Consider the following 12,956-nt stretch of genomic DNA (forward strand, 5'->3'; position numbering starts at 1 on the left):
GTTTGCGCGATCGGGCTACTCCGGTTGCCATGCACGCCGACGATGTTTCACTGCAATCGCTGATCGGATCGGAGAGCGGTCCCGCCTTCGTGTTCGACGGCACGCCCGTCTCGCGCGCGGAATTCTCAGGGAAAGTCGAGCAAACCGCGGCGTGGCTAGCCGCGCAAGGCATCGGAAAGGGCGACGTGGTCGCGGTCTGGCTGGCCAACCGGGTCGAATGGATCGCACTGCTGTTCGCTGCCGCGCGGCTTGGTGCGGTCGTTGCCGCCGTCAACACCCGCTACCGCAGCGCGGAAGTCGCGTATCTCCTGAAATTGTCCGGCGCAAAACTGCTGGTGGTTGAGGCGGCGTTCCGCTCGATCGATTTCGCTTCCATTCTCGCCGACGTCGCCAGGGACGAGGTGCCCGCGTTGCAAAAGCTCGCGGTGGTCGGTGCGAATGCGATCCCCGCGCAATGGCCTTGCGTCCGGTTCGACGCGTTCGACAAGCCCTATCCGCCGGCTCCTACCCAGGACGACATCGATCTCCCCGTACTGCTCTACACCACATCGGGCACGACCAAAGGACCAAAACTGGTCGCGCATTCGCAGCGAACGCTCGCGACCCACGCCAACGCCGTCGCCAAGGCGCTCCAGCTCTCCCCGCAGCGTCATTCGCTGCTGGCGATGCTGCCGTTCTGCGGCACGTTCGGCATGACGAGCCTGCTTGGCTTCATCGCAGCCGGCGCGACCGTCCATGTCCTCGACGCCTTCGAGGCGGCGCCGGCCGTGAAAATCCTCAGCGAGCATGGGATCACGCACGCCTTCGGCTCCGACGAGATGTTCCGCCGCATCCTCGCCCTCGCTGACGCGCCGCGCCCATTCCCGCGTCTCGAAGTCTGCGGCTTCGCCGCCTTTCAGCCCGGCTGGCGCGAGCTGGCGGCAGAGGCCGAAGCACGCGGCTTGCCACTGTTTGGCCTCTACGGTTCGAGCGAGGTGCAGGCGCTGTTCTCGATTGCCCGTTCCAGCGACGCCTTCGCCGACCGCATCGAGGGCGGCGGTTGGCCGATGTCCCCCGAGGCGAAGGTCCGCGTGCGCGACACCGAGACCGGCGAGCTTGCAGCGCAAGGCGTCTCCGGCGAGATCGAGATCAGCGCGCCGTCGCGCTTCCTCGGCTATTTCAACAACACCGATGCGACGCGCGATGCGATCACCGCAGACGGCTTCTTCCGCACCGGCGATATCGGCCGGCTTCGCGACGGCGCCTTCGTCTATGAGACACGCGCGGGGGACGCCATGCGGCTCGGCGGATTCCTGGTCGCGCCCGGCGAGATCGAGGACGAACTCAAATTGTGTGCCGGCGTCGCCGATGCCCAGGTCGTCGCGATCGACCTGAAGGGCCAGGCGCGCTGCGTCGCCTTCGTCATCCCGGCCGGGACTTCACCGCAACAGGAGGTGCTGACGGCACGTCTGCGCGAGCGGCTCGCCAGCTACAAGGTTCCGGCACGCATCTATGTCGTAGACGCCTTCCCTGTGACCGACAGCGCAAACGGCGTCAAAATCCAGCGCGCCAGGCTTCGCACGATGGCAATAGAGCGGATCGCGGCCGAATAAAAAACCTTCGGAGCAACCTGCTTAGTACGACTTGGCGAGCCCCAGTACCTTCTCCGCAATAAAACTCAGCGCGAGCTGCGGGCTGACCGGCGCGATGCGCGGGATCAGCACCTCGCGCAAGTATCGCTCGACATGGAACTCCTTGGCATAGCCAAAGCCGCCATGGGTCATCACCGCCTGCTCGCAAGCTGAGAAGCCGGCTTCGCCCGCGAGATATTTTGCGGCATTGGCCGCAGCGCCGCAGGGCATGCCCTTGTCGTATTGCCACGCCGCCGACAGCACCATCAGCCAGGCCGCCTCGAGCTCGACCCAGTTGACCGCGAGCGGGTGCTGAATGCCCTGGTTCTTGCCGATCGGACGATTGAACACGACGCGCGTCTTGGCGTATTCGGTCGCGCGCGACAGCGCGAGCTTGCCGAGACCGACGGCTTCCGCCGCGATCAGGATGCGCTCGGGGTTCATACCTTCGAGGATGTACTGGAAGCCTTTGCCCTCTTCGCCGATGCGATCCTCCATCGGGATCTCGAAATCCTCGAAGAACAGCTCGTTGGAATCGACGATCTTGCGGCCCATCTTCTCGATCTCGTGGACCTTGATCTTCTTGCGGTCGAAATCGGTGTAGAATAGGCTGAGACCATGGGTCGGCGAGCGCACCTCTTCCAGCGGCGTGGTGCGCGCCAGCAGCAGGATCTTGTGCGCGACCTGCGCGGTCGAGATCCACACCTTCTGGCCGTTGACGATGTAGCGATCGTTCTTGGCGACCGCGCGGGTCTTGAGCTGCGTCGTGTTGAGCCCGGTGTTGGGCTCGGTGACGGCGAAGCACGCCTTCTCGCGGCCCTCGACCATCGGCGGCAGCATGCGCTTGCGCTGCTCTTCGGTGCCGAACACGACGACGGGATTGAGACCGAACACATTGATGTGCACCGCGGAGGCACCGGACATGCCGGCGCCGGATTCCGCAATCGTGCGCATCATGATCGCGGCTTCGGTGATGCCGAGGCCGGAGCCGCCATAGGCTTCCGGCACGCAGATGCCGAGCCAGCCGGCGTCAGCGAGCGCCTTGTGAAAATCGTGCGGGAAGCCGCCGTCGTGATCTTTCTTCAGCCAGTAGGCATCGGGAAAGCCTTCGCATATCTTTGCGATGGCGTCGCGAATGGCTTCCTGCTGATCGGTGAGCGCGAAATCCATGCTGGTCTCCTTGTGGAGGCTCGTTCTGCCTAGCGCCCCATCTGCGAGGGCAGCCAGAGGATGATAGACGGAAACGCCACCAGAATCGCGATCGCAATCAGGTGGGCGATGAAGTGCGGGAAAGTGCCGTGGAACACCTCCGCGACCGGCCGCTTGGCGTAGCGGGCGACGATGAAGCAGTTCAGCCCGACCGGCGGCGTGATCATGCCGACTTCGGCGGTGACGATCTTGATGACGCCGAACCAGATTGGATCGAAGCCGAGCGTTTTGATCAGCGGCAGTACGATCGGCACCGTCAGCACCAGGATCGCGATCTGGTCCATGAACGAGCCGAGCACGATGTAGCCGCACAGGATCAGCGTGATGATGACCCAGCGCGAGGTCGGCAAGGAGCCGATCCAGGCGACGAGATCCTGGGTGACGTGGGTGAGCGTGAAGAAATAGCCGAAGATCGAGGCACCGACCAGGATCATGATGATCATGCAGGTGCCGTGGCAGGCGCGCAGCAACGTCTTGTAGAGCGAGGACGGCGTGATCTTGCCCTTGACGATCGCGAGCAGGAAGGCACCGAACGCACCGAAGGCCGACGCCTCCGTCGGCGTCGCGACGCCGAGATAGATCGTGCCTGTGACGATCGAGAACAGCACCACCATCGGCGAAACCTGCCACAGCAGCGCGAACTTTTCCCGCCACGGCACTGATTTCGCGGCAGGCGCGCGCGAGGGGTCCTGCCAGACCAGGAAATAGATCGTGGCCATGATCGTGAACGTCACCAGGATCGCCGGGATGATGCCGCTGATCAGGAGTTTGCCGATGTTGACCTCGGCGAGCAGGCCGAAGATGACCAGCGCGACGCTGGTCGGCAGCAACATCGACAGCGTGCCCGAGATCGCGACCACGCCGGCGGCCATTTTCGGCTCGTAGCCCTGGCGGATCATCGCCGGAAGGCTGGTCGAGGACAGCGTCGCGGCTGACGCCGTCGAAGTGCCGCAGATCGAACCGAAGCCCGCGCCAGCAAGCGCTGTCGCCATGCCGAGGCCACCAGGAACACGGCCGACCCAGGCCGAGGCCGTCTTGAACAGATCATCCGCAACGCCCGAGAGCAGCACGAGGTCCGCCATCAGCAGGAACATCGGAATGGTGATCAGCTCGTAGGAGGAAACGGTCGAGAGCGGCGCGGTCTCGAGGATGCCTGATAGGGTCGGAAAGCCGCCGACCATGACGAGGCCGACCGAGCCGGAAAAGGCCATGGCAAAACCGACGGGCGTGCCGAGCGCAAGCAGGCCGAACAGCAAAGCGAGAACGATAAGAGGTGTCATGGATATCCGCCGTTACTCGAAGCCGCGCGCTTCGCCGACGCCGGTCACCGGCGGCAGCGGATAGAGGTCGCGCCCGCTGACCAAGCTCAGCACATTGCCGACGAGCTGGAGCGCCAGCCGCAGCACCAGCACGCCGCAGCCGAACGGTACCAGCGCCGCCGAAATCCAGGTCGGCCAGGGAATGGCGCCCGACAGGACGTCATGCTGCTCGTAATTCTCCAGCGCGCGCGCGAAACCGACCTTGCAGATCAGGACGAACACGAACAGGCCTGCGAGCGCGGTGACGATCTCGGAGAGCCGCCGCCCCGCCGGCGAGAAGCGCGACAACAGGATGTCGACTCCGACATGGACATGCTCGCGCAAGGCATCCGACAGCGTGAAGAAGAACACGCCCGCGAGCAGATAGAGCCCGATCAGATCATAGGTGAAGGAGAACGGGCTGTTGAGCGCATAGCGCATGAACACGTCGGTGACGACCAGCACCATGATCACGAACATGAATAGCACCGCGATCACCGTCAGCGCCCGCTCCAGTGCGCCGAGCACACGCCCTGCCCGTTCGATCACTTCGCGTCTCCCTCTTCGATTTGCGGATTACTTGCTGCCGGCAGCCAGCAGATCTTCGAACTCCTTCAGCGCGGCAGAGGCCTGCTTGCCACGGCTGTCGAGGCCGGCGGCCCATTCGTGACCGACGCCCCTAAGCTTGTCCTTCATCTCGGCGCGCGTCGCTTCCGGCAGCGGATCAAAGGTCACGCCTTCGTCCTGCATGTGCCTCTTGGTGACTTCGCCTTCCTTGTCGACGTCGGCGCAGGCTTTTGGCGTGATCGCTTCGGAAGCCTCGTTCATCGCAGTCTTCACCTCGTCGGGCAGCTTGTCCCAGACTGACTGGTTGATGGAATAGGCGACGATGAAGCTGCCGAAGCTGACGCCTTCGGTCGCATGCTTGACCAGCTTGTCGAGGCCATAGGCCACGACGCTATCCAGCGGGAACAGCAGCCCGTCCATCGTGCCGCGCGACAGCGATTCATAAGCATCGGGCGCAGCCATGCGCACCGGCACCGCGTTGAGCGCGCGCAGCGTGAGATCCTGCGCGCCGCCGGTGGTGCGCAGCTTCAGACCCTGCATGTCCTTGGTGGTTTCGACCTTCGACTTGACGGTCCACACCTGGTAGGGCGGCAGCACCACGGCCATCAGCAGCTTGATCTTGTTCGGCGCGTATTCCTGCTTGGCCAGCACGCCCTCGCGCGCGGTCTTCCAATAAGCGAGCGTGCCCTGGCAGCTGGTCGCGAACGCACCCGGCAATTGCGCGACTTCCGACAGCGGCATCTTGTCGGAGACGTAGGACGGCCCGATGTAGCCGATGTCGACCACGCCGGACTGTGTCAGCCGCAGCATGTCGGCGGCCTTGCCGATCTGCTGGTTCGGATAATAGGTGAAGGTCACCGCGCCATTGGTGCGCTTGGTGACGTCGTCCATCCAGGGCTTGAGCATCAGGCGGACGAGATAGTGACCGGCGGGGAAGCTATCGGCGACCTTCAGCTCCAGTGCCTGCGCCGACATCGTCGAGACCGGCACTGAAATCGCGAGCGCGGCTGCAGCCCGGACCAGATTCTTCTTCATTTCGTTCTCCCTGACGCGTCCCGCGCCGAAGGCGACAGCCGCTGGCTGCCAAGCCGTTCGACCCCTCGCTCCACTTCTTGCTTGAGGAAAATGTACATATATGTGAATTTATCTGTCAAGTATATGAACTAAGTATGGAGCTATTCGCCGTCTGAAGGGGAGGCGGAATTGACATGGCCAATTTATGAATTCTAACTTCACCTATATGAACTCATCCCACGAGGCCCCATGGGACCGCTCGCCGGCTTCACCATTCTCGACCTGACTTCGGTGCTGATGGGCCCCTACGGCACCCAGGTGCTGGCGGACATGGGCGCTGAAATCATCAAGGTCGAAAGCCCAGAGGGCGACATCGTTCGCCAGATCGGACCCGGCCGCACGCCCGGCATGGGCGGAATGTTTCTCAACGCCAATCGCGGCAAGCGCAGCATCGTGCTCGACCTGAAGAAACAGGAGGGGCGCGATACGCTGCTGCGGCTCGCCAAGCGCGCCAATGCGCTGGTCTACAATGTGCGCCCGCAGGCGATGGCGCGGCTTGGCCTCGACTACGAGACGCTTGCCGCCATCAATCCTGCCCTCGTCTATGTCGGCGCATTCGGCTACGGCCAGTCCGGCCCCTATGCGGCCAAGCCCGCCTATGACGATCTGATCCAGGGCGCAGCCACGATTCCGACGCTGCTTGCGGCGGCCGGCGACGGCACGCCGCGCTACGTTCCCGTCACCATCGCCGACCGCATCGTCGGGCTGATGATGGTCAACGCGATCATGGGCGGGCTGATGCATCAGAGCCGCACAGGTGTGGGCCAGCGCATTGACGTGCCGATGTTCGAATCGATGACGGAGTTTGTGCTGGTCGATCATCTGGGCGGTCTCACCTACGATCCGCCGCTCGACCATGGCGGCTACGCCCGCCTGCTGTCGCGCTATCGCCGTCCCTACAAGACCAGCGACGGCCATCTCTGCGTGCTCATCTACAACGACAAGCACTGGCGCAGCTTCTTCGAGGCGATCGGGCAGCCGCATTTCCTCGAGCAGCCGCGCTTTGCCAACCACGCCGCACGCACCAAGCATATCGACGATATCTACGAAGAAATCGGCCACATCTTCCTGACGCGCACGACCGCGGAATGGCGCGAGTTGCTCGAGCGCGCCGATATTCCGGTGATGCCGATGCATACGCTGGAGACGATCCTCGAGGATCCGCATCTCAAGGCGATCGACTTCTTCAGGACGGTGGATCACCCCGTCGAAGGCCGCATCCGCCAGATGCGCGTGCCCTCGACCTGGAGCGTGACCCAGCCGGAGCCCGCAGGCCCTGCGCCGACGCTCGGCCAGCATGGCCGCGAGATTTTGCGCGAGGCCGGTTTCTCGACCGACGAGATCGAACGGCTCGCGGAGCAGAAGGCAGTTCACCTGGCGGCGCCGCCCTAGCGGCAGGCGCTGGCCAAATCGCAGGACAATAGGGAGGAAACAGCGATGGCCGGACTTTATTTCGAAGACTTTTCCGTAGGCCAGGAGTTCAGGCATCCGCTGACCCGGACCGTCACGGAAATGGACAACACCATGTTCAGCCTGCTGACGCTCAATCCGCAGCCGCTGCATATCGACGCGCATTTCTCCGAAAAGACCCAGTTCGGTCAGCGCATTTTCAACAGCCTTTACACCCTCGGCATCATGATCGGCATGACGGTCTATGATACGACCATGGGCACCACCGTCGCCAATCTCGGCATGACCGACGTGACTTTTCCAAAACCGGTCTTCCATGGCGATACCCTGCGGGCGACGACGAAGGTGCTTTCGTTGAGGGACTCCAAATCGCGCCCTAAGGCTGGCATCGTCGAGTTCGAGCACCACGCCTTGAACCAGAACGATGAGATTGTCGGCAAATGCCGGCGCATGGCGATGATGCACAAGAGGCCGGCCTGATGCGCTCGATGCTGTTCGTGCCGGGCGATTCCCCGCGCAAATTCGAGAAGGCGAGCGAAGGCAAGGCCGACGCGCTGATCATCGATCTCGAGGATTCCGTCGTCACCGAGAAGAAGGAGGAGGCGCGCGGGTTGACGCTTGAGATGCTGAAGGGCCCTCGCGGCCCGCACCAGCTCTATGTCCGCGTCAACGCGCTCGACACCGGCATGACGCTGACGGATCTCGCCGCGGTAATGCCGGGTAAGCCCGACGGCATCGTGCTGCCGAAATCGCAGGGCAGCGACGACGTGCGGCAGGTCGCGACCTGGCTCGAAGCCCTGGAAGCGGCCGCCGGCACCACGGTTGGCGCGACGCGCATCGTCTGCGTCGCGACTGAGACTGCAAGCTCGATCTTCGGGCTCGGCAGCTACAAGGGCTGCTCCCCTCGCCTCGCCGGCCTGATGTGGGGCGCGGAAGACCTCTCGGCCTCGCTCGGCGCCACCGAGAAGGCGTCGGGCGGCGTGTTCCACAGCCCCTATCGCCTCGCGCGCGATCTCTGCCTGATGGCGGCGGCCGCAGCGGAAGTGGCGCCGATCGACACGGTCTACACCGACATCGACAATCTGGCAGGCCTCGAGCAGGAAACACGCGCGGCGCGGCGGGACGGGTTTTCGGCGAAGGCGCTGATCCATCCGAAACATGTCGAAATCGTCAACGCGGCGTTCGCGCCGACAGACGCTGAGCGCACATGGGCAGAGAAGGTGATCGCGGCGTTCGCAAGCAATCCAAATTCTGGCACGCTACGGCTCGACGGCCAGATGATCGACAAGCCGCATCTTCGCGCCGCGAAGAAGATCCTCGGCCAGCCCTAGATCAGGACGAAAAGCCCCACCATGATCGTTCGCCAAGCCGCAAACGTCCTGGAGATCATGGAATTCTTCGCGCAAACGAGGAAGCCGGCGACGCTTGCCGAAATCGCCGATCATTTCGGCTGGCCGCGTTCGTCGACCTTCAACCTGCTCGCGACACTGTCGGAGAAGGGCTATCTCTACGAACCGCGGCCTCGCGCCGGCTTCTATCCGACGCCGCGATGGCTCGCGATGGCGCGGATGATCTCCGAGGTCGAGCCGCTGCCGCGGTGGACGCATCAGCTGATCGCCGACCTCTCCGCCGAGACCGGCGAGACGGCGTCTATCGTGGCGCCGGCGGGCGTGATGGCCGTGTTCATCGACGTCGTCGAGTCCCAGGCGGCGATCCGCTATTTCGCCACCATCGGCCACCGCGTGCCGATCCACGCCACCGCCAGCGGCCGCGCGCTGCTGCTGCAATATTCGCCGGAGGAGCGCGACTCCGTCTATCGCAAGATCGAGTTCAAGCAATACGGCCCGTCGACACCGATCAGCATCGAGGCGGTGGAGGCCGAGCTGCGCAATTCGATCGCGCGCGGTTACTGCCAGAGTTTTGCCGACTACAGCCGCGACCTCGCCGGCGCCGCAATCCCGCTGCCGATCGGCGACCGCCGCCTCTCCGTCGTGGTCGCCGGGCCGGAGTTTCGCATTGGGCCGAAGGTGGCCGAGGTGGCGTCGCTGATCGCGCGGACAGTCGATCGGCTGCGACCGAAGACCACCGCGGCCTAAAACCGTAGCCTCAATCGAACCCCTGAACGGGCGGCGTCGCGGTCTCCGCAGGCGTAGCTTGGACAGGCGGCGCCGCAGGCGCGGCTTGCACCGGCGGATTGCTGGCCGCTCTCATCTGACCGTTGGCCTCCATCGCCTCGCGCGCGCGCGGCGGAGCACTGGTGGCGGTGGCCCCGTACGCCTCGCGACGTGGCGGCTGCCGGTGTCTTGCCGAGCGCGAACCTCTCACGCCCCATGACCGGGCGATTGAAGGACCGGCGGTATAGCCGATCACTGCGCCCGCAACGGCACCGACCGGCCCCAGTACGACCGCGCCGGACACGGCTCCGAGCGCGGCAGAGCCCGCGCGCGACTGCGCGACGGCGCTTGCAGGCAGGCTAGCCAACACCACGATGGCAGTGATCAGCACTTTCTTCATAAGAGCACCTCCCTCACCGGAGATCACTCTTATTCAAATGTGGCCGCACGAAGTTTGTTCGTTGCCCAACACAGGGCAATGGCCGATGGAACTCCAGCAATTCAAAGGCCTCCGCCGTCAATCATGGTTCCAGCGGATGCCATCAGCGCAACTATGAATAGACGATCTCGATCGACAAGCCAGCGGCGCGCTCCCCCGCCCTCTCCCCGCTTGCGGGGGCCGCCGCGATGTTGCGAAGTTGAGATTGGAAGCAGAAGCTCTGCCATGCAACCGGGTTGATGGTTCGAGTCGATGCATCTCCTTTTGGCGGCGCGATCAAGACAGCGCCACGACGTGCACAGAAGGCGCGGGCCCGCTCAGGCCAGCGCGGTGACAATCGCGCTGCTGATTGGCACAAGATGGTGCGCTGCGCACGCTGCCGACGTATCGATCGCGCCCGCGGAGCTGAAAGCGATCGGCACAATCGACGCTCGCTTCCAATCGTACAACATTGAGATGGTGGAGGTCACTGGCGGACGGTTCTGGAAACCGTATCCGCGTGGCGCACGCGCCTTCGATGCCCGCGATCGCTACAGCTTTAGACCGCCAACCGATCTCGCCAACGGGCGCCTGCGCATGCTCGCAGCCGCCCTGTCGCCGGCCTATGTGCGCGTCAGCGGCACCTGGGCCAATGCGACCTTCTTCGCCGACATGGATATTCCTCCCGCGAAGCCGCCCGCCGGATTCAACTCCGTGCTGAGCCGCCAGCGATGGCGCGACGTCGTCGATCTTGCGCGCGCAGTCGACGCGGAGATTGTCACCTCCTTCGCGATCAGTCCCGGCAGCCGAGACAGCAGCGGCGCGTGGGGGGTCGATCAGGCGCAACGCCTGATCGATTTCACGCGTTCGCTCGGCGGGCATATCGCGGCCGCCGAATTCATGAACGAGCCTACGCTTGCGGCCGAAAACGGCGCACCACCGGGATATGACGCGAAAGCCTATGGCCGCGACTTCGGGATATTTCGCGCGTGGATGCGGCGCACTGCGCCTGAGACGCTGATCGTCGGGCCGGGCTCGGTCGGCGATACCGCCTCGCCATCCGCATCGGGCATCACCACGCGCGATTTGCTCGCCGCAGCCGGCCCCGGTGTCGATCGCTTCTCCTATCATCACTACAACACGCTCTCGCAGCGCTGCGGCGGCCGCGACGATCCGAAGCAGGCACTCACGGAGCAACGGCTCGCCCGCACGGACGCGACGCTGGCGATCTACCAGACCTTGCGCGACGTGTACGAGCCGGGCAAGCCGATCTGGGTCACGGAGACGGCGGAGGCGGCCTGCGGCGGCAACCGCTGGGACAAGACATTTTTCGACACGTTCCGCTATCTCGACCAACTCGGACGTCTGGCCAGAGCCGGCATCCAGGTGGTGATGCACAACACGCTGGCCGCAAGCGACTATGCACTACTCGACGACAAGACCTTTCGTCCGCGCCCAAACTACTGGGCCGCACTGCTCTGGCACCGGCTGATGGGAACGACCGTACTCGACGCGGGCTCAGCCGTCGCGCCCGGTCTCCACGTCTACTCGCATTGCTATCCCGGCTTACGCGGCGCGGTTACGCTACTTGCGATCAACCTCTCGCGCGACACACCGCGCTCGTTCGCCGTGCCGCTTCCCTCGAAGCGCTACACGCTCGGCTCGGCGCGGCTGCAAGGCACGATGGTGCAATTGAACGGCGACACGCTCGCGCTCGCAGCTGGCTACCGCCTGCCAGACATCATCGGAATTCCGACCGCAGCCGGGACAAACCGTCTCACGCCGGCAACCATCACCTTCTTCGTGATTCCCGGCGCGGCAAACCCCGCATGCCTCTGACGCTCACGACCTCAGCACGTCGCGCGCTGTCTCGGGCGCCATCAACGTCGCGATGATCGTGATGACCGACAGCGCGATGATGTAGACCGACACCGGCCAGTAAGATCCGGCCCAGGCGAGCAGTGCGGTCGCGATCAGCGGCGAGAAGCCGCCGCTCAGCGCGGCTGCGACGTTTGCGCCGAGCGAGGCGCCGCTGTAGCGCACCTGGGTGCGAAACAGTTCCGGCATGAACGCGGCCTTGGGCCCGAACAGCAGCGCATGCGTCAGTGTCATCGTGACGACGAGCGCGAGCGTGATCAGCACCGGCTCCTTGGTGTCGAGGAACCAGAACAGCGGAAACGCCAGCGCCACCGAGAACACGCCGCCGGCGAGATACAGCTCCTTGCGGCCAAAGATATCGGACATCCAGCCAGCGAGCGGCAGCGTCGCGAACTCGACGATCGCGGCATAGACCACCGCATTCAGGATCACCTGGCGCGGCAGGCCGAGCTTCGTCGTGGCATAGACCACGGTGAAGACGGTGAGGAGATAAGCCAGCCCGACTTCCGACACCGTGATGCCGATCGCAAGCAGAAAGCTGCGCCAGTCGCGGCGAAGCACTTCCCACACCGGCTGCGCCAGCACCTCCTTGCGCTCGACCACGTCCTTGAAGTGCGGCGTTTCCGCGAGCTTGAGCCGCACGATGAAGCCAACGCCGACAAGCAGAATGCTGATCAGAAACGGCACGCGCCAACCCCAGCTCAGAAAGTCGGCCTCGGGCAGCTGCGTCATCAACCCGAAGATGCCGGTGGAGGCGGCAACGCCGACGGGAAAGCCGATCTGCACCAGGCTGCCATAGAAGCCGCGACGGTTGCCGGCATGCTCGACCACCATGACGACCGCGCCGCTCCATTCGCCGCCGAGACCGATGCCCTGGATGAAGCGCAGGATGACCAGGAAGATCGGCGCCCAGACACCGATCTGGCTGTAAGTCGGCAGGCAGCCGATCAGAAAGGTGCCGAGACCCATCGCGATCATGGTCGCGACCAGCATCTTCTTGCGTCCGAGCCGGTCGCCATAATGCCCGATGATCGCGCCGCCGATCGGCCGCGCCACGAAGCCGACCGCATAGGTGGAGAATGCCGCGAGCGTGCCGACAAAGGGATCGAAGCTCGGGAAGAACAGCTTGTTGAGCACGAGGGCGGCGGCCGTGCCGTAGATCAGGAAGTCGTACCACTCGATCGCAGTGCCGAGTGCACTCGCCCACACCACATGCGCCGTCGTCGATCTCTCCGCCGCAGCGGAGACCCCCGTTGCTGCCGTCATTGCCATGCGCCCCAAAAATTCCAGAGGGCATCATGGCCAATCGCGCAGAGGGTTGCAACTTGCGGGGGTGTTCGCTCTGCGCAGGATCGCGACGCGATATTTTCGCGCGGCT

General features: G+C 64.3%; 12 protein-coding genes. 6 read left to right on the forward strand and 6 right to left on the reverse strand.

Annotated features, from left to right (window positions below; all coding sequences use genetic code 11):
• Nucleotides 1-29 precede the first annotated feature (29 nt).
• On the forward strand, nucleotides 30-1,592 hold the full coding sequence (locus ACP2YP_RS31455) for an AMP-binding protein (RefSeq protein ID WP_426420095.1): 1,563 nt from the start codon (nucleotides 30-32) through the stop codon (nucleotides 1,590-1,592).
• 21 nt (nucleotides 1,593-1,613) lie between these two features.
• Here ACP2YP_RS31455 and ACP2YP_RS31460 read toward each other — a convergent pair whose 3' ends face one another.
• From ACP2YP_RS31460 to dctP, 4 genes are read right to left on the reverse strand one after another with little or no spacing between them, the layout of a single operon-like run.
• Nucleotides 1,614-2,780, reverse strand: a complete 1,167-nt coding sequence (locus tag ACP2YP_RS31460; protein ID WP_426420096.1) for an acyl-CoA dehydrogenase family protein — start codon at nucleotides 2,778-2,780, stop codon at nucleotides 1,614-1,616.
• A 29-nt stretch (nucleotides 2,781-2,809) separates the two neighbouring features.
• Nucleotides 2,810-4,099, reverse strand: coding sequence for a TRAP transporter large permease (locus ACP2YP_RS31465; RefSeq protein WP_426420097.1), 1,290 nt, complete (start codon nucleotides 4,097-4,099; stop codon nucleotides 2,810-2,812).
• Nucleotides 4,100-4,111: 12 nt separating this feature from the next.
• Nucleotides 4,112-4,666, reverse strand: a complete 555-nt coding sequence (locus tag ACP2YP_RS31470) for a TRAP transporter small permease (protein WP_426420098.1) — start codon at nucleotides 4,664-4,666, stop codon at nucleotides 4,112-4,114.
• A gap of 27 nt (nucleotides 4,667-4,693) precedes the next feature.
• Nucleotides 4,694-5,719, reverse strand: a complete 1,026-nt coding sequence (dctP, locus tag ACP2YP_RS31475; protein ID WP_426420099.1) for a TRAP transporter substrate-binding protein DctP — start codon at nucleotides 5,717-5,719, stop codon at nucleotides 4,694-4,696.
• A gap of 228 nt (nucleotides 5,720-5,947) precedes the next feature.
• On the opposite strand from dctP, the gene ACP2YP_RS31480 reads away from it, so the two are divergent.
• From ACP2YP_RS31480 to ACP2YP_RS31495, 4 genes are read left to right on the forward strand one after another with little or no spacing between them, the layout of a single operon-like run.
• Nucleotides 5,948-7,150 (forward strand): CaiB/BaiF CoA transferase family protein, encoded by a 1,203-nt coding sequence (locus ACP2YP_RS31480; RefSeq protein ID WP_426420100.1) that lies wholly within the window; start codon nucleotides 5,948-5,950, stop codon nucleotides 7,148-7,150.
• A gap of 45 nt (nucleotides 7,151-7,195) precedes the next feature.
• Nucleotides 7,196-7,648, forward strand: a complete 453-nt coding sequence (locus tag ACP2YP_RS31485) for a MaoC family dehydratase (protein ID WP_426420101.1) — start codon at nucleotides 7,196-7,198, stop codon at nucleotides 7,646-7,648.
• The gene (locus ACP2YP_RS31490; RefSeq protein ID WP_426426326.1) at nucleotides 7,648-8,499 is read left to right on the forward strand and encodes an HpcH/HpaI aldolase/citrate lyase family protein; all 852 of its coding nucleotides are present in this window, start codon (nucleotides 7,648-7,650) and stop codon (nucleotides 8,497-8,499) included. The genes ACP2YP_RS31485 and ACP2YP_RS31490 overlap by 1 nt, the downstream gene beginning before the upstream one ends.
• A gap of 21 nt (nucleotides 8,500-8,520) precedes the next feature.
• A complete protein-coding gene (locus tag ACP2YP_RS31495; protein ID WP_426420102.1) occupies nucleotides 8,521-9,264 on the forward strand; it encodes an IclR family transcriptional regulator in 744 nt (247 codons plus the stop codon).
• 10 nt (nucleotides 9,265-9,274) lie between these two features.
• On the opposite strand, the gene ACP2YP_RS31500 is transcribed toward ACP2YP_RS31495, so the two are convergent.
• The gene (locus ACP2YP_RS31500) at nucleotides 9,275-9,682 is read right to left on the reverse strand and encodes a hypothetical protein (protein WP_426420103.1); all 408 of its coding nucleotides are present in this window, start codon (nucleotides 9,680-9,682) and stop codon (nucleotides 9,275-9,277) included.
• A 369-nt stretch (nucleotides 9,683-10,051) separates the two neighbouring features.
• Here ACP2YP_RS31500 and ACP2YP_RS31505 point away from each other — a divergent pair, with 369 nt between their 5' ends.
• Entirely contained in the window at nucleotides 10,052-11,539 is a 1,488-nt protein-coding gene (locus ACP2YP_RS31505; RefSeq protein WP_426420104.1) for a hypothetical protein, read from the forward strand.
• Between the two features lie 3 nt (nucleotides 11,540-11,542).
• On the opposite strand, the gene ACP2YP_RS31510 is transcribed toward ACP2YP_RS31505, so the two are convergent.
• Nucleotides 11,543-12,844 carry an MFS transporter gene (locus tag ACP2YP_RS31510; protein ID WP_426420105.1) on the reverse strand — a complete coding sequence of 434 codons (1,302 nt, stop codon included), beginning with the start codon at nucleotides 12,842-12,844 and terminating at the stop codon, nucleotides 11,543-11,545.
• Nucleotides 12,845-12,956 lie beyond the last annotated feature (112 nt).

This window comes from Bradyrhizobium genosp. A (assembly GCF_049949275.1).
GTDB lineage: Bacteria > Pseudomonadota > Alphaproteobacteria > Rhizobiales > Xanthobacteraceae > Bradyrhizobium.